The following is a 16,963-nucleotide window of genomic DNA, read 5'->3' on the forward strand; positions in this document are numbered from 1 at the left end:
GCATATTATTGGCAGTTCATTGAACCGGTGGGCTTCCATGGATTTGACGCGGTTGGAGTACTTTCTGCTGGTGGCCGACCACGGCAGTTTCTCGCGGGCATCGAGTGTCATCGGGATTGCGCAGCCGGCGCTGGGCCGCCAGGTGCAGCGGCTGGAAAGCGAATGCGGGGTGCGGCTGTTCTACCGCCACGGCCGCGGGGTGACGCTGACGCCCGAAGGCCGGCTGTATGCGGAACGCGTCAGGCCGCTGCTGCAGCAGCTGGCGCAGGCGAGCGAGGGGCTGGGGTCGGCGCAGCAACCGGTCACGGGCTCTATCACGCTGGGCCTGACCCCCACGATGATGGTGCTGTTGGGGCTGCCGCTGATCCAGGCGGTGCGCGACGCAGCGCCCGGCGTCAAGCTCAATTTCCTGACCGGCTATAGCGGCTACGTGCATGAATGGCTATCCGATGGGCGGCTGGACATCGCCATCCTGCACGAGGCGCGGCGGTCCCAGCATATCGCGGTCGACCCTTTGCTGGACGCCCGGCTGTTCCTGGTTTCGTCCGCAGGCCGCAGCCCGAAGACCGGGCGCGCCCGGCCCCGCAGCTTCCCGGTGCGCTCGCTGGCGGGCCTGCCGTTGGCCCTGCCCAGCCAGACGCACGGATTGCGCCGGGTGCTGGATGCGGCCGCGGCGAAACAGGGCATCCGGCTGGATGTGGCGTACGAGCTGGACACGCTCAGCCTGATGAAAGAGGTAACCGTGGCGGGCATTGCGCATACGGTGCTGGCGATGCCGGCCGTAATGCGCGAGGTGGTCGCGGGCCAGCTCGAGGCGATTCCCCTTTGCACGCCGGACCTGAGCACGCGCCTGTCGATTGCCACCTCGCTCAATCGGCCATTGACCAGGGCGGGCCGGCTGGTGATCGACCGGCTGCGGCCGGCGCTGCAACAAGCCATCAAGGCGGCGCCTGTCGCCCTGCACTTGCGGGGCTTGCCGTAGCCGCAAGCTAGGCCGGGCAGGCATAGCTGCTAAACGTGCTGGAACATAGGCCGCCAGGCCATGGCTATGCATAATCTCCCAAGCGTCGGCCAGCGGCAGGCCGCGATGCCGAAAAGATCAACGGGAGACAAGCATGCTGCAGAAGATGATGCGGATTTTGGCGGTATCGGCAGGGCTGGTGGCGATATCGACGGCGACCGCCGCCAGCGATTACCCGAACCGGCCGATTACCCTGCTCATTCCGGTTGCGGCGGGCGGCACCACGGACATTGCAGGCCGGGCCCTTGCCAAGCAATTGACCGACGAGCTCGGACAGACGGTTGTAGTCGAGAATCGGCCGGGCGCGAGCGGGGGCATCGCCAATGCCCAGGTTGCACGCGCGGCGCCGGATGGCTATACGCTGGTGCTGTCGTATGAGGGATTCCATACCGGCAACCCGGTGCTGACCAAGCAACTGACGTGGGATCCGGTCAAGGACTTCACGCCGATTGCGGAAGTGATACGCGGGCCCCACTTGATTTTGGTTCCGGCCAATTCGCCCGCCAAGTCGCTTCAGGACCTTATCGACCTGGCCAAGAAGAACCCGGGCAAGCTCAACTTCGCATCGTCGGGCGTGGGCTCGATCCAGCACCTGGGCGGCGAGCTTTTCCAGATCACCACCGGCACGGATATGGTGCACGTGCCCTACGGCGGCGCGGCGCCTGCCATGCAGGACTTGATTGCATCGCGCATCGAAGTGTTCATCACCACGCCCCCCACGGCAATGGGGCACCTGCAGGCAGGCACGCTGCGCGCCTTGGCGATCACCAGTGCGCAGCGTCATCCTCAATTGCCCGATATTCCCACCACGGCCGAGGCCGGCCTGCCCGATTTCCAGCTTGAAGCGTGGTTCTCGGTGTTCGGGCCAGCGGGCATGCCCGACGAGGTCGTGCAGAAACTCTCTGGCGCGATGGAGAAGGTCATCACATCAGACACCTTTATCTCGGCCATGCGCGAGCAAGGCTCTAATGCCAGCTACCGCTCGCCGCAGGAATTGGGGCAGATCGTGAAAGATGACCTGGCCAAGTGGACCAAGGTGGTGCAGACCGCAGGTATTGCGGCCAACTGAATCATCCGGGGGAGCCTGTCCGCTTGAGCATCGCCTGCGCGCTGGCGATGATTTCGCCATCGGCCTGCAGTTCCCCCTGCATGAACACCAGGCTGGACGTCTTGCGCATGACGCGTCCGCGCACGGCCAGAAATTGCCCGGGGCGGGCAGCGGCAAGATAGTGGGTGTCGAGCTGCACCGTCACGCAGGGCTGGCGTGCCATGGCGTCCCAGGCAATGGTGCTGAGTGCATGGTCGAGCAATGTCGCGATCAGGCCGCCATGCACGAGCCCGGCGGGGTTGGCGTGCGCGTCGCTGGCAAGCAGCCCGTATGCCCAGCCGTCGGCTTCGCGCCGCGTCCATAACGGGCCGACGAGCTGCGAAAACCCCTTGCCGGTACGCGGGGCCCAGCCCTCGGATTGCAACCATGCTTCTGTGTCTGCCCCGGCCATTTTTCGCTCCCTGGATATGTGCGGCGCCAAATACGTTGCTTTACCTGGCCATCATCTGCGACAGCGCCTCGGCCTCGGCCTGCATGCGCTTGGCCAGGTCCAGCGCCCGCGCGGCGCTCATGTGGTTGGCCAGCGCCGCGCCCACCAATGAATGGCTGAGACGGCCGCGTGCATCGAAGACCGGCACGGCCACCAGCGCCACGCCGTCGATGTAGTTGCCGCGATCGATACTGAAACCCTTGCGACGCACAGTGTCGACTTCTTTGCGCCAGGCTTCCATGTCGGGCGGCTGATCCCAGCGCAGTGACTTGAAGCGGCGTTCGAGTTCGGCGTCGTCGATGTCTGCGTAGGCGGCAACCAGCCGCCCCGTGGCGCTGAGCAGCGCGGGAAACCGGCTGCCCACGTCGACGTGCAGGCGAAACGGCGCGCGCGAACGCGACAAGGCCAGCACCACCATGTGGTCCAGGCCCGTGATCTCGACGCCTATGGCCGTGATGTTGTCTTCTTGCGCCAGCTTGTCCAGCACCGGCTGGACCAGGCTGGGGAAAGGGCTGGTTTCCAGGACGTTGCGCGCCAGCGCAAGCATGCCGACGCCCAGGCTGTAGCGCTTGCTGCTGCCATCGACCTTGACGAGCCCTTCGCTGACCAACACCCGCAAGATGTGCAGGCAGGTGCTGGTGACCATGCCCAGTTCTTCGGCAATGGCCTTCAGGGTCATGGGCCCCTGCCCGCGGCCCAGCAGGCGCAGGATGGCAATGGCGCGCGATACGGCGGGCACCTCGCGGATGCGCGGGCCTGACGGGGCTTTCGCCGGTTTGGTTTCGCTCATGCGGATTCTGTCTCCGTACAAAACTTTGGCAAGGATACGCCGGCCGCGCGAGATCAGGAATTCCGGGACGCATGCTGCATTTCCTATAATTGTACATATACAATTTTAGAACGCTATTGACAATTTTATTCGGGCGGCGCAAAGTTTGCCCGACACGATTGAGGAGACAAGGCGCCATGGCAAAGTTGACGGACTACCTTTCGTATGCCGATGCGCAAACCCACTGCACGCCGTCCGGGCTGTGGGAATTGTTCGATGGCGACCGCGAGCGCCTGAACATCGCGCATGAATGCATCGACCGCCACGCAGGCAGCGGCCGGCCGGCCGTGATCCTGGTGCGTGCGTCAGGCAATGACGAAGTGCTGGGCTTTGACGAACTTGCGCGCGAATCGTCGCGCTTTGCTCATGCACTGGTGGCGCGCGGCATCCAGCCGGGCGACCGCGTGGCCGTGATGCTGGAGCCGTCGCGGGAGTTCTACGTAGCCCTGTTCGGCGCAATCAAGATGGGCGCCATCGCCGTTCCCTTGTTCACGCTGTTCGGGCCGGACGGCATCCGCCTGCGCATCGAAGACTGCCGCCCCCGCCTGTTGATCACCAACGCCGAAAAGGCCGGGCAAGTACCGTCGCTGCCGAACCTGGAGGTGGTGGTCGCGGACCAGGACCTGATTCCGCCGCCCGGGCAGTATCCCGATCACTTCCAGACGCAAAGCCGTGCGGACGACCTGGCCATCTTCCAGTACACGTCAGGCACGACGCGCGAGCTTCCGGACGCCGTCAGGCACAGCCACCGCGCCATCGTCACTTTGATGCTGGCCGCGCTGTACGGCACGGGCATACGGCCGGGCGACCGCTATATGTGCCCGTCGTCTCCGGCATGGGGGCACGGGCTGTGGCATGGCACGCTGGCGCCGTTGGCGCTGGGCGTGACCATAGGCGCCTATTCGGGCAAGTACAACGCCGAACGCCTGCTGCAGGCTTTGCAGGACCACCGCTTCAACAATCTGTCGGCGGCGGCCACGCATTACCGCATGATGCGCAACTCGGGCGCGGCCGGCCAATACCAGTATTACCTGCAGAAATTGTCCTTCACGGGCGAGCCCATCGATAGTGAAACGGCGGAATTCGTGCAGGCCACCTTCGGCCGGCCGGCCTGCAGCATGTACGGCACTACCGAAATCGGCGTGTGCCTGGTCAGCTACCCCGGCGCGCCGGACTTCAAGGTCAAGCCGGGTTCGCTGGGCAAGGCGGTGCCGGGCCTGCGCGTGCAAGTGCAGGATCCCAGCGGCGCCCCCTGCCCGCCCGGCGTAACGGGCGAACTGAAGGTTTGGCGGCGCGGCGAATGGGTGCCCACCAAAGACCTGGGACGCACGGATGAAGACGGCTACTTCTGGCATGGCGGCCGTGCCGATGACGTGATTATCTCGGCCGGCTGGACCATGAGCGCCGTCGAGATCGAAGACGCCATTCTGAAACACCCCGACGTGGCAGAGGCCGCCGCCATCGGCGTGCCCGACGCCGTGCGCGGCCAGGTCGTGAAGGCCTTCGTAGTCGCACGCAGGCCAGGCGACGAGGCCTTTATCCGCGAAATCCAGGACGGCGTACGCACGCAGCTGAGCCAGCACGAGTATCCCCGCCAGGTGGTGTTCGTGGCGGAACTGCCCAAGACCCCGGCAGGAAAGATTCACCGCAAGAAATTGCGCGACCAGGAAGCGGCGCAGCGCGCGGCCGTTGCCGAACATTAATTCGAGAGAGGACACGGAGACACCATGTTGACCAAGACCGAAACCGCACGCAGTTTTCCCAAGATCACCGAACGCGGCCTGGACGAGCTGCGCGCCCGCATCGGCGTAAAGATCGGCGCCACGGCCGAACCCTGGTGCTACGAGGCCACGCGCGACAACATCCGCCACTATGCGCACGGCATTGGCGACGACAACCCGTTGTGGTGCGACCCGCAATACGCGCAGAACACCCGCTATGGCGGCATCATCGCCCTGCCCAGCTTTCTGTTTGCCACCAGCCGCATCGTTTCCGGATACGTGGGCGGCCTGCCCGGCGTGCACGCCATGTGGTCGGGGGCCGACTGGACCTGGCACAAGCCCGTACGCCGCAACGACGAAATCCGCACCGAAGCCTATCTTAAAGACCTGATCGAGCACGAAACGCGCTTTGCGGGCCGCGCGGTCCAGCAGATCTACCATGTGGATTTCTTCAACCAGGAAGGCGACAAGGTTGCCGAAGCCGACAGCTGGTGCTTCCGCACCGAGCGCGACCACGCCCGCGAACAGGGCAGCAAGTACAAAGAAGTGCGCGCCCGCGAGCCGCGCCGCTACACCGAAGAAGAGATCCGCGCCGCCTATCAGCTGTATGCGCAGGAAGAAGTGCGCGGCGCCAACACCCGCTACTGGGACGACGTGCAAGAAGGCGAAGAACTCCCGGTGCTTTTCAAGGGCCCCATGACGGTGACCGGCTTCATCGCCTACGCACAGGGCTGGGGCGGCCTGTACATCCGCGCCAACAAGCTGGCATGGCAACTGATCGACGCGCACCCCGGCGTGGGCATCACCAACCGGTTCGGCATCCCCGACGTGCCGGAGCGGGTGCACTGGGAAGAAGATTTCGCCCTGGAAGTGGGCGCGCCGGGCGCGTACGACTACGGCCCCGAGCGCAATTCCTGGCTGACGCACCAGCTGACCAACTGGATGGGCGACGACGGGTTCCTGCGCAAGTCGTACTGCAAGATCCGCCGCCACAACCCCGAGGGCGACATGCTGTTCTTCAAGGCACGCGTCAAGCGCAAGTACGTAGAAGACGGCAAGCACCTGGTGGAAATCGAGCAAGAGGCGCGCAACCAGGATAACGAGTTGTCCGTGCTGGGCACCGGCGTCGTAGAGCTGCCCGCGCGCGGTTGAACCACGGCCCCTTTTCTCCCCGGCCAGGGCTGGCCGGGGTCTTACGTTTGTGAGGGTGCGATCATGTTCGACGCTTCCGAACACCATGGCGGCGCGCTTGCAGGGCTGAAAGTCATCGACCTGTCGCGCGTTCTGGCCGGGCCGTTGTGCACGCAGATGCTGGCCGACAACGGGGCGGATGTCATCAAGGTTGAGCCTCCGCTGGGCGACGAGACCCGCACGCTGGGGCCGCCGTTCGCCGACGACGGCAATGCCGCCTACTTCGGCTCTGTGAACCGTGGCAAGCGGGCCATTACGCTGGACCTTACCCAACCCGGCGCGCACGATGTCTTGTTTGCGCTGCTGCAGGATGCCGACGTGCTGGTCGAGAATTTCCTGCCCGGCACCATGCGCCGCTGGGGGCTGGACTACGACACGATACTGGCGCCCCGCTTTCCCGGCCTGGTGTACTGCACCATCAGCGGCTTCGGCGAAGACGGGCCGTTGGGCGGCCTTCCCGGCTACGACGCCATTCTGCAGGCGATGTGCGGGTTGATGAGCATCAACGGCGAGAACACCAGCGGACCCACGCGCATCGGCATTCCCATCGTCGATCACCTGACCGGCTACACGGCCATGACGGCCATTCTGATGGCGATCGTCGAGCGCAGCCGCAGCGGACGAGGCCAGCGCGTAGAGGCGACGCTGTTCAATACCGCCCTGAGCTTGCTGGTGCCGCATGCCGCCAACTGGCTCGCTTCGGGGCAGGCGCCACGCCAGATGGGCAGTGCGCATCCCAATATCGCGCCGTATGACAAGTTCAATTGCCGGGACGGGCAGATTTTCCTGGGCATTCTGAACGACCGACAGTTCGGCCGCTTCTGTGAACACCTGGGCCTGCACGACGTGCTTGCGGACCCCCGATACGCGCACAATGCCGACCGCCTGGCCCACCGCGACGCCCTGCGCGTGGCCATCGAAGCGGCGCTGGCAGGGCGCAGCCGCCAGACGCTGTGCAAGGAACTGATGGCGCTGGGCGTGCCTGCGGGCCCCGTCAACAGCGTGCCCGAAGCGTTCGAGCAGCCACATGCGGCCGGCATGCTGGTGCAGCGCGACGGCTACCGCGGCGTGGGTTTGCCCAACCGCCTGTATCGCACGCCGGGCCAACCGGGCGGCAATCCACCCGGCTTTGCCCAGCATACCGATGAAGTCTTGCAGCAAGCGGGCCTGTCCGCCGTAGCCATCGCGCACCTGCGCGAAAGCGGCGTGCTGCCCGGCAGTACCCAGTCGTGTGACGCAGTCGTTTCAGATCTACAACAAGCCAATAATTCCACCGGGAGACGTTCATGAAACAGAGATTGAGTGCCTTGTTCATCGCAGCGGTTTCTTTTTGTTCAACGGCATGGGCCGATACCTATCCCACCAAGCCCGTGCGCGTGATCGTGCCGTACCAGGCCGGGCAAGGCACGGACGTGGCCACGCGCTTTTTGTCCGAGCGCCTGGCCAAGGAACTGGGCCAGCCGTTTGTCGTCGAGAACCGCCCGGGCGCCGGCGGCAACATCGGCACGGCCGAGGTCGCGCGCGCCGAGCCCGACGGATACACCTTGTTGATGGGCACGAACGGGACGCACGTGCTCAACCAGTATCTGTTCAGCACGCTGAACTTCGACCCGGCCAAGAACTTCGATCCGGTCATGCTGGTCAGCACGTTCCCCATGGTGATCGTCACGCGTCCGGAGTCTCCGTACAAATCGCTGGACGACGTACTGAAGGCGGCCAAGAGCAAGCCGGACGGCGTGGACGTGGGCCTGCCCAGCACCACGGCCCGCCTGGTGCTGGAACTGCTGGAAAAGCAGACGGAAACCAAGATCGTCGGCATTCCCTATAAGGGTTCGGCGACGGCGATGACCGACCTGATCGGCGGCCGGGTAAGTCTGGGCGTGGATACGATCAGCGCAGTGTCGGCGCAGATCGACGGCGGCAAGCTCAAGCCGCTGGCAGTGACGTCGCTGAAGACGTCGCCCTTGCTGCCCGGCGTGCCCTCGGTCGCCGAAGAAGGCGTCAAGGGATTCGAGGTCGTTGCCTGGAACGGCATGTATGCGCCCCACGGCACGCCGGCGCAAGCCATCCAGTCATTGAACCAAGCGCTTGCAAAGATCCTGAAGGATCCCGAAGTGCAAAAGCGCCTGCTGGCGCTGGGCCACGTGCCCGCGGGCGGCACGCCGAAGGATCTGGGCGACTTTGCGCAGAATGAACGCCAGAAGTGGGCGCCCGTGATCGCCGAGGCCGGCCTGAAGGCCAACTGAGCAGGCCGCGCAAGGCGGAGCCGCCTCAGGTTCCGCCCTGCAGGGCCGCGGCCACGCCGCGCCCGGAAACATCCAGCACCTGCGCCATGACCTGCGCCTGCCAATCGAAGTAGGGGTTGAATGTCAGGCGCGCGTGGGTTTTGCCTTCTTCGCGGTATCCCCAATCCGAAAACCATACGGGCGCGCCTTGTTCGCACGCGGCACGCTCGGCTTCGGCCTGCCCGTTCCAGCATATGCGCAGGCTGCCGGCATCGCCATAGAGCGCATTTGCTGGTGAAAACAGCGGCCCCATATGGGAAAACTGGCTGATTCGCCGTTCGGGCAGGTAGTCGGGGCGAACCAGGATACGCTGGTCGCGCGCGAATTCCGCGCGCTCGCGGCCATACCACACCAGCCGGCTGGCGGGGTGGGTGAACCGCGTCCGGAACACCTCTGCAAGGTAGACGCTGTCGAGCACGGAGTCATGCTCGGCCACGATCATCAGCACGGGCTTGCCGTAGGGCGCGCGGCCAAGCGCCTGGCGCGCCGCCTGGCTGCTGCGGTAGAACTGGGCGAAACCATTAGTGGGCACCGTCAGGTATCGCACGGTGTTCTGCATGGGCCGCACACCATCGGGCTCGCGCAGCCAGGGACGCGCCCAGCCTATCCAGGGGGCCAGCCAATCGTATGCACTATTTGAGCGCAATGCCGGCGAAAACAGCAGCAGGCCGGCGACGTCCGGGTGCGCATAGGCATAGTCCACCACCAGGTTGGCGCCGGTGGAAAACCCGCCCAGGTAGACCTGGGCGGCTTCCTTGCGCAGCGCCTGCGCCTGTTCGGCCAGCACCTGCCGCCAGTCTTCGAGAGTGACGTCAAGCAGGTCGGCGGGATGGGTGCCGTGACCGGGCAGCAAAACCGTGCGCACCAGGAACCCGCGCGCCGCAAGCTGTTCGCCGATATCGTGGAACGACCACGGCGAATCGCCCAGGCCGTGCACCAGCAATATGCCTTTATCCGCGGGCCGGGCGGAACGCCATTCGCGAGGCGCATTCCAGGCCAGCTCGGCGGCGCGATCGTTGCTTTGGAAGTGGCGCCGCTGCTGCAGCGCCCGCAGGGCATCCTGGCGGTGGGCCTCGAACGTAACCTGCCGGACGGCATCGTAGCGACCCGCCGGTGACGTGCAGGCGATAGTGAGCAGCGACGCGCCCACGGCCAGCGCGAATCTCGCGAAGATCATAGGGAATACTTGATTTTCCGGTCCACAGCATAGCGGCCGCCCCCGCGCGCCGCAATATACAGCGCCAGGAACAGCATCAGCACGGGGAACTCGATGCCGCGGTCGATCCATGGCCAAGTGGGGCCGAGCGCATAACAGATGCCCGCCATCTGCACGGCAATGGCCAGCGCGACCGGACGAGTCCACAGGCCGATGGCCAACATGACCGCGCCCAGCGTTTCGAGCAGCATGACCAGCAACGCCAGCTGCGGCGCAAACGGCAGCCCCATGACGTTGCGGATCAGGTTGATGGACCCTGCCATCGGGTCGGCCATGGACCCGTGCGGGATGCCCAATGCCTTGGGCAGGCCATGGGTAAGCATGATGATGCCGAAGGCCAGGCGCAGCAACGCGTACAGGCAGGGTTCGGCGCGGTGATAAAGGCGCTCCAGCCCCGGAAACAGCAAGCGCGCGCCAGTTGGCGCCTGGGCGTCGGCGTCGGTGTGCCGGGCCGGCGTAGAAGTCGTCATGTCTGTCGCCTCTTGAAGATGAATAACCGGACAGGCGCGCCTTCGATGCCACGCCATGGGCGGCATGGTGGCACGCGGGCGTCATCGGATAAATGCCGCGCGTCCGGCTTGTGAATTCAACGGCACTCAACAATGCGTCGACGCGGGAAATGCCGGCAATCCTGGCCAGAAAGCAAACAAAGTTCACGACATGAAATTCCCGCGCCGCGCAGGCATTCCCGCAAGCGCGAGGCGGCGCTATGGTGCCAGAACCCACATCACACGCGGCCCTGCATCGACCATGACATTGACTTCTCCGTCCGTTGCGCTACCGCCGGGCGCTTGCGACAGCCACACCCACGTGTTCCTGGATCCCCATGACTATCCGTGGGCTGAGGTGCGGCGCTATACGCCGCCGCCCGCCTCGATAGCGCAACTGATCGAGCTGCACGACGCCCTGGGCATAGACCGCGTGGTTATCGTGCAGCCCAGCGTCTACGGCGCGGATAATGCCGCGACACTGCATGGGCTGCGCGTGCTGGGGCCGGGACGCGCGCGCGGGGTGGCGGTGATCGACGAAAACGTGACCGATTCCGAACTGGATGCCATGCACACACTGGGTGTGCGCGGCGTGCGCGTCAATCTGGAAATCGACCAGGCCAGCAATGCCGACACGGCGACGGCGCAGCTGCGCGCGACGGCGGCGCGCGTGGCGCGGCTGGGCTGGCACGTGCAGATCTACGCGAACCTGCCGTTGCTGGCCGCCTGTGCGCCCGTGTTGAGCGCCCTGCCGGTACCCGTGGTGCTGGATCACTATGCGGGCGCGACCGCCCGCGGCGGCCTGCAGCAGCCGGGCCTGCAAGACGTGCTTGCGCTGGTGGCCGAGGGCAATGCCTACGTCAAACTGTCGGCCCCGTATCGCCTGTCGCAGGCGCCGGGCTACAGCGACATGGAACCGCTGGCGTGCGAGTTCATACGCACCCGCGCCGACCGCATGGTATGGGGCAGCGACTGGCCGCATCCGCAGCCCGGTGTGCGCGCCGACCCCCGCGACATCAGCCCGCCTTTCGACGTGGATTCTGCCGCCGTGCTGGATGCGCTGCGCAGGTGGGCGGGCGATGCTGCCACGTTCTACCGCATTCTCGTGGAGAACCCGGCCATGCTCTACCAATTCGACGGCTAAGGCGACGCACCTGCCGCGACCTCATACCAACAAAGGAGACAACCATGCTGAAAACACCCCTGATCCGGGCCGCCGCGCTTGCCCTGCTGTGTGCCGCCCTGGGCGGCGCCCACGCACAGTCGCCCCAGGTCATCAAACTGGGCTGGCCCACGTCGGACAGCGCCACCGACCCCCTGGCCATGAGCGCGCGGGCCTTCAAGGAAGCCCTGGAGCGCCAGTCGGGGGGCACGATGCAGGTGCAGCTTTATCCCAACCGCCAGCTGGGCGATGACAAGCAACTGGTCGAAGGCACACGCTTTGGCACCGTGGACGCGGCGGTGGTCACCAATGCCGTCACGGCGCAGACCGAGCCCGCATTCGGCGTGCTGGACCTGCCCTTCCTGTTCGAGAATGAAGCCCATGTGCACAAAGTGCTGGACGGCGCCGTGGGCGACGAGCTGGCCAAGCGCATGGCTGCCAAGGGAGTGGTCGTGCTGGGATACTTCGAGGGCGGCTTTCGCAGCATGATCAACAACACGCGCCCCGTGTCGCAGCCCGCCGACCTGCAGGGCGTCAAGGTGCGGGTGATGCAGAACCCCATCTACATCGACCTGGTCAATTCGCTGGGCGGCGCCGCCGTGCCCATGGCCTGGGGCGAGACCATCACGGCTATCCAGCAAGGCACCATTGACGGGCTGGAACTGCCTGTGGCCCTGATCGAGCCGTTGAAGGTCAGCGAGTTCGCCAAGTACCTGTCGCTTACCAACCATACGTTTACCGCCTACGAACTGCTGATGAACAAGCGGCTGCTGGACAAGATGACGCCCCAACAGCAAGAGTGGGTGCGCGCCGCCGCCAAAGAAGCCGTCAGGGAACAGCGCCAGGCCATGGCCGGGCAGACGCCCAAGGCGCTGGCCAGCCTGCAGAAAACCTCGATGCAAGTGAACCCGATTGCGGAAGTCGCCAGCTTCCGCAGCGCGGTCGCGCCCATATACGACAAGGCCCGCAAGGCGGGCCAGGGCGACCTGATTGACGCAATACTGGCCGCCGCGCCCGGCGCCAAATGAGGAAACTGATGCAGGGGCTGGCGGCAGCCACCAAGGTTGCCGTGCGGGTGCTGACGGTTGTCATGCTGGGGGCGTTGGCGGTGCAGGTCATTATGCGCACGGCGTTCAATGCACCGCCTTCCTGGACCGAGGAAATCGCCCTGCTGGCCTTCAGCTGGACGGTGTTGCTGGGCATGGCTTACGGGGTACGCGAAGGGGTGCACGTGCGCATGGATCTGCTGCTGGATGTGCTTCCCCGCGCGCTGCGCCGCTTGACGGAACGCCTGGTGCTGAGCGCGATCGTGGCGGTGGGTGTGTACCTGGTGGTGGCCGGATGGCAGTACACCGAAAGCGCGTTCGGCATCACGTCTGCGGCCACCGGTTATCCGATGCCGCTGCTGTACGCGAGCTGTGTCGTCAGCGGCGCGCTGGTTGCTGCCTTTGCGCTTGAGCGGCTGCTGGCGGGCGCGGCCGCCAGCGACGATCCGGACCCTGCCGAGGCATTGCAATGAGCGCAGTTGCGGCGATTCTTTCCCTGGGGTTCGCGGGGCTGGTGCTGCTGGGCGTGCCATTCGCGTTTGCGCTGGCGATCTGCATCATTGCGTCGATCACCATCAGCGGCATCGATCCCATGCTGTTGCCGCAGACGCTGGTGGCGGGCACACAGAGTTTCAGCCTGCTGGCGATTCCGTTCTTCATGCTGGCCGGCGAAATCATGTCGGCAGGCGGCCTGTCCAAGCGGCTGGTCAACGTGGCCGACGTATTCGTGCGCCATCTGCCGGGCGGCCTGGGCCTGGTGGCCATTCTGGCGGCGGTCGTGTTCGCGGCGATAAGCGGCTCGGCCCCGGCCACGACGGCAGCCATCGGCGCGGTCATGATTCCGGCCATGGCCGAACGCGGCTATTCGAAAGCGTACGCCACCGCGCTGTGCGTGGCGGCCGGCGTGCTGGCGCCGCTGATTCCGCCGTCGATCGCCTTCGTGATCTGGGGCGTGATCGCCGAGCAATCCATCGTGAAGCTGTTTTTGTCCGGCGTGCTGCCGGGGCTGCTCATGGCCGGGGGCATGGCGCTACTGGTGCTGCTGCACGCGCGCCGGCACCATGTAGCCTGCCGCCCGCGCGCCACGCTTGCCGAGATCGCCACCGCGCTGCGCCAGGGGGTATGGGTATTGTTGGCGCCCCTGCTCGTGCTTGGCGGCATCTACCTGGGCCTGTTCACACCCACCGAGGCGGCCGTGGTGGCTTGCCTGTATGCCTTGCTGGTTACGCTGTTTATCGAACGCACGCTGAAAGTGACGCAGCTGGGCGCCATCATTACGCGGGCCATCTCGACCACCGCCCTGGTGCTGGCCATTGTGGGTTTCTCGCAAGGGTTCGGCGTGCTGGTCGCGCAAGAGCAGCTGGCATCGACGCTGACCACCTGGCTGGCCGACCACGTGCATACCAAATGGGTGATGCTGGCCGTGCTGAATATCGGCTTTTTCTTGCTGGCCGCGGTAATGGATGAAGTGGCGATCATGGTCATCCTGGGGCCCATGCTGATTGCCATCGGGCGGCAATACGGCGTGGACCCCATCCATTTCGGCAGCATGATCGTCACCAACGTGGCTATCGGCATGGCGGCGCCGCCCATCGGCTATTGCCTGTTCATCGGCATGGCCATCAGCAAGCTCAAGCTCTGGGACGTGGGCCGCGCCATCATTCCGTTTGTGCTGGTGATGCTGGTGGTGTTGTTCCTGGTGACCTACGTGCCGGCATTTTCGCTGGCGCTGCCGGCGAGCTGGTAGCCCTGCGCGACGGCGTCGGCGATGCCCGCCACCACCCGCCCGCGGGCGTCGTCGCCGCCCGCCCGCAGCGCATACGAAGGATGCCAGGTGGCCAACAGCCATGCGCGGCCCAGGCGCATGGGCCGTCCCATGCATTCTTGCAGGCGGGCCCCGGGCCCCGCGATGGCTCGCAGCGCCGTGGCGCCCAGGGCAACGATGACCTCGGGACGCACGCGTTCGAGTTCTTCTTGCAGCCAGAGCGAGCATGCATCGATTTCGCGTTGGGCCGGCGTCTTGTGGATGCGCCGTTTGCCGCGAGCCACCCATTTGAAATGCTTGACGGCGTTGGTAAGGTACAGCGCATCGCGCGGCACGCCGGCGCATTTCAGGGCTTCGTCGAGCACCTGGCCGGCCGGCCCGATGAAAACCTGCCCGGCCAGGTCTTCGTGGTCGCCCGGTTGTTCGCCCACCAGCATGACGCGCGCCGCATCGCGGCCCTGCCCCGGCACCGCCTGCGTGGCGTGGCGCCACAGTTCACAGCGGCGGCACGCGTCGAGCGCGGCGGGCACGGGCCGCTGCGGCTGCGCGCGCTGCGCGTCTACCGCCACCGGCTTGCCCGGCATGTCGCCCACGCCCTGTGCCTGGGCGTGCCGGCGCGCGCCATGGCGCGCCTGGGCGATCATGGAGGGAATCAGCGCCGCTTCGGGCAGGCCCTTCCAGAAACGCACGGGCATGCGCTGGTGCAGCGCCGCTTCGTTCAGGCGCGCCGGGTTGAAGGTGCTTTGGTAATACAGCCGCCACAGCGCCTCGGCCGGATCGGCTGCAGCGTCGGCCCGCAACGCCTGCGCGTCGGCGGGCGCGTCGGTAATGCGCAGGGCGCTGCCATCCCAGTGGGCCAGGCCGTGCGGCGTGCCTATGCACCACGTCGCATGGCCCATGCGGCGTGCGAAGTGATCGGCGGCGTCGGCCAGCACATCGTGCCGGGGCTCATACCAGGCCACGTACTGCGGCATGCCGGGGCGATCGCTGCGACGAAAGCGGACATAGGCGATCATGTCATGGTGGTCGCGGCGTACGGCCTTGGCCATGGCATGCAGCCGCGCGCCGTCTTCATCGGCCGCCGATACGCCGGCCCGGTCGCCGTGCGTATAGCGCCACAGAACGCGATACAGCAAAGCCCACGGCCGTGGCGACCGATACTGCGCGGCCTCGCGCAGCAGTTGCGCGAACTCTCTGGAAACACGCACCTGCGGCGGCGCCGGAGGCAAGCCCGGGCAAGGCGCTTCGGCGTGGGGCTCATCGCCAGGCGCGGCATAGTCCAGCGCAATCTGCGCGGCCTGTGGCTGATGCGGCGCGTCTTCCCAGGCAAGGGTTTCAGGGGGCCATTGCGCCGCGAGCGCGATCAGGGCCTGTTTGCGCCAGCCGGCGTAGGTGGGCGTCACGACAAGCCTGCGTTGAACGGCGTGGCTCATAGCAGGGACAACTGTGCCGGGGCGGGGCTGAGCGCCCGGCGCAGTTGTTCAGAGGTGGGGTCGGCCAGCGGCGGCCGGTAATCTTGCACCACGACGAAGGGCCGCAGTTTTTGCATGGGGCAACGCAGGCGCACCAGGTCTTGGTAGCGCACGGCTCGCAGGCGGCGCAATTCGACCAGGCGCTGGGCGTTGCGTATGCCTATGCCGGGCACGCGCGCCACCAGCCGTAGCGGCGCGCGGTTAAGGTCCACCGGAAACAGGTCGCGGTGCGCCAATGCCCACGCCAGCTTGGGATCGATGTCCAGCGGCAGGTCGCCCGAGCCCTGGAACAATTCTTCGGCGCGATAGCCGTAGCCGCGCAACAGGAAATCGGCCTGGTACAGGCGATGCTCGCGCAACAGGGGCGGCGCCTGCGCGGGCAGGCCGGAGGGGCTGTCGGGGATGGGGCTGAAGGCGGAGTAATACACGCGCTTGAGCTTGTACGCGCCATACAGCGCCTGCGCGGTATTCAGGATGGCGCGGTCGTCCGCGTCGTCGGCGCCGACGATCATCTGCGTGCTTTGCCCCGCCGGCGCGTTGCGGCGTTTTTCTTCGCGCGCGGTTTCCTGCGCCAGGCGGATCGAGCCCATGGCCCGCTTGATGGTGCCGGCGTTCTTCTCGGGCGCCAGGCGGTACAGGCCCTTGTCGGTGGGCAGTTCGATATTGACGCTGAGCCGGTCGGCATACTGGCCGGCAAGCGTAATAAGGCGCGGGTCGGCGTCGGGGATGGTTTTCAGGTGGATGTAGCCGCGAAACTGGTGGGTTTCGCGCAGCGACCGGGCCACCTGCACCAGTTGTTCCATGGTGTAGTCGGCATTGCGGATGATGCCCGAGCTCAGGAACAGCCCGTCGATGTAGTTGCGCCGGTAGAAGTCGAGCGTGAGATCGACCACTTCGCGCGGCAGGAAGCGCGCGCGCGGCACGTTGCTGGATCGCCTGTTGACGCAGTACTGGCAGTCGTACTGGCAGAAATTGGTAAGCAGTATCTTCAGTAACGAGACGCACCGGCCGTCGGGCGTGAAGCTGTGGCAGATGCCCGCGCCCGTGCTGGCGCCCAGCCCCGCGCGCCCTTTGGAGTCGCGGCGCGGCGCGCCGCTGCTGGCGCATGACGCGTCGTATTTGGCGGCGTCAGCCAGAATTTCGAGCTTGGTGGCGATTTCCATATACTGCATATTTATACAGCAAAATTGCCTGCCGCCTGGTGTTGCAATGCCCTGCATGCCGGGTAA

The 16,963-nt window shown here is 65.9% G+C and carries 16 protein-coding genes; 10 read left to right on the top strand and 6 right to left on the bottom strand.

Annotated features, from left to right (window positions below; genetic code table 11):
• Nucleotides 1-37 precede the first annotated feature (37 nt).
• Both CAL19_RS16940 and CAL19_RS16945 read left to right on the top strand, forming a co-directional pair.
• Complete coding sequence (locus tag CAL19_RS16940; protein ID WP_026638923.1) at nt 38-982, top strand: LysR family transcriptional regulator; 945 nt, start codon at nt 38-40, stop codon at nt 980-982.
• 133 nt (nt 983-1,115) lie between these two features.
• The gene (locus CAL19_RS16945) at nt 1,116-2,090 is read left to right on the top strand and encodes a Bug family tripartite tricarboxylate transporter substrate binding protein (RefSeq protein ID WP_094797480.1); all 975 of its coding nucleotides are present in this window, start codon (nt 1,116-1,118) and stop codon (nt 2,088-2,090) included.
• Nucleotide 2,091: 1 nt separating this feature from the next.
• On the opposite strand, the gene CAL19_RS16950 is transcribed toward CAL19_RS16945, so the two are convergent.
• Entirely contained in the window at nt 2,092-2,520 is a 429-nt protein-coding gene (locus tag CAL19_RS16950; RefSeq protein ID WP_038852128.1) for a PaaI family thioesterase, read from the bottom strand.
• 40 nt (nt 2,521-2,560) lie between these two features.
• Nucleotides 2,561-3,349: an IclR family transcriptional regulator gene (locus CAL19_RS16955; protein ID WP_026638926.1), complete on the bottom strand. Its 789-nt coding sequence runs from the start codon at nt 3,347-3,349 to the stop codon at nt 2,561-2,563.
• A gap of 176 nt (nt 3,350-3,525) precedes the next feature.
• Here CAL19_RS16955 and CAL19_RS16960 point away from each other — a divergent pair, with 176 nt between their 5' ends.
• The 4 genes from CAL19_RS16960 to CAL19_RS16975 all read left to right on the top strand — a co-directional run bounded on the left by CAL19_RS16960 (nt 3,526) and on the right by CAL19_RS16975 (nt 8,546).
• Nucleotides 3,526-5,091, top strand: a complete 1,566-nt coding sequence (locus CAL19_RS16960) for an acyl-CoA synthetase (protein ID WP_094797481.1) — start codon at nt 3,526-3,528, stop codon at nt 5,089-5,091.
• Nucleotides 5,092-5,115: 24 nt separating this feature from the next.
• Nucleotides 5,116-6,261, top strand: coding sequence for an FAS1-like dehydratase domain-containing protein (locus tag CAL19_RS16965; protein ID WP_026638928.1), 1,146 nt, complete (start codon nt 5,116-5,118; stop codon nt 6,259-6,261).
• A 63-nt stretch (nt 6,262-6,324) separates the two neighbouring features.
• Nucleotides 6,325-7,590 (top strand): CaiB/BaiF CoA transferase family protein, encoded by a 1,266-nt coding sequence (locus tag CAL19_RS16970; protein WP_094797482.1) that lies wholly within the window; start codon nt 6,325-6,327, stop codon nt 7,588-7,590.
• The gene (locus CAL19_RS16975; protein ID WP_094797483.1) at nt 7,587-8,546 is read left to right on the top strand and encodes a Bug family tripartite tricarboxylate transporter substrate binding protein; all 960 of its coding nucleotides are present in this window, start codon (nt 7,587-7,589) and stop codon (nt 8,544-8,546) included. Before CAL19_RS16970 ends, CAL19_RS16975 begins: the two co-directional genes overlap by 4 nt.
• Nucleotides 8,547-8,571: 25 nt before the next feature.
• On the opposite strand, the gene CAL19_RS16980 is transcribed toward CAL19_RS16975, so the two are convergent.
• Complete coding sequence (locus CAL19_RS16980) at nt 8,572-9,762, bottom strand: alpha/beta hydrolase (protein WP_094797484.1); 1,191 nt, start codon at nt 9,760-9,762, stop codon at nt 8,572-8,574.
• Nucleotides 9,759-10,271, bottom strand: coding sequence for a DoxX family protein (locus CAL19_RS16985; RefSeq protein ID WP_081745659.1), 513 nt, complete (start codon nt 10,269-10,271; stop codon nt 9,759-9,761). Before CAL19_RS16985 ends, CAL19_RS16980 begins: the two co-directional genes overlap by 4 nt.
• Before the next feature lie 280 nt (nt 10,272-10,551).
• On the opposite strand from CAL19_RS16985, the gene CAL19_RS16990 reads away from it, so the two are divergent.
• Genes CAL19_RS16990 through CAL19_RS17005 form a run of 4 tightly spaced genes read left to right on the top strand, consistent with a single transcriptional unit; the run spans nt 10,552 to nt 14,244 of the window.
• The gene (locus CAL19_RS16990) at nt 10,552-11,433 is read left to right on the top strand and encodes an amidohydrolase family protein (protein WP_212589911.1); all 882 of its coding nucleotides are present in this window, start codon (nt 10,552-10,554) and stop codon (nt 11,431-11,433) included.
• 44 nt (nt 11,434-11,477) lie between these two features.
• Entirely contained in the window at nt 11,478-12,479 is a 1,002-nt protein-coding gene (locus CAL19_RS16995) for a TRAP transporter substrate-binding protein (RefSeq protein WP_094797486.1), read from the top strand.
• A complete protein-coding gene (locus CAL19_RS17000; RefSeq protein WP_081745660.1) occupies nt 12,476-12,970 on the top strand; it encodes a TRAP transporter small permease in 495 nt (164 codons plus the stop codon). Before CAL19_RS16995 ends, CAL19_RS17000 begins: the two co-directional genes overlap by 4 nt.
• Nucleotides 12,967-14,244 (top strand): TRAP transporter large permease, encoded by a 1,278-nt coding sequence (locus CAL19_RS17005; protein WP_026638932.1) that lies wholly within the window; start codon nt 12,967-12,969, stop codon nt 14,242-14,244. The genes CAL19_RS17000 and CAL19_RS17005 overlap by 4 nt, the downstream gene beginning before the upstream one ends.
• Here the strand turns inward: CAL19_RS17005 and CAL19_RS17010 are convergent.
• Nucleotides 14,202-15,695, bottom strand: a complete 1,494-nt coding sequence (locus CAL19_RS17010; RefSeq protein ID WP_094797487.1) for a UdgX family uracil-DNA binding protein — start codon at nt 15,693-15,695, stop codon at nt 14,202-14,204. The two genes, CAL19_RS17005 and CAL19_RS17010, sit on opposite strands and share 43 nt — an antisense overlap.
• Entirely contained in the window at nt 15,692-16,897 is a 1,206-nt protein-coding gene (locus CAL19_RS17015) for a putative DNA modification/repair radical SAM protein (protein ID WP_094797727.1), read from the bottom strand. The genes CAL19_RS17010 and CAL19_RS17015 overlap by 4 nt, the downstream gene beginning before the upstream one ends.
• Nucleotides 16,898-16,963 lie beyond the last annotated feature (66 nt).

The sequence above is a fragment of the Bordetella genomosp. 7 genome (assembly GCF_002261265.1).
GTDB lineage: Bacteria > Pseudomonadota > Gammaproteobacteria > Burkholderiales > Burkholderiaceae_B > Bordetella_A.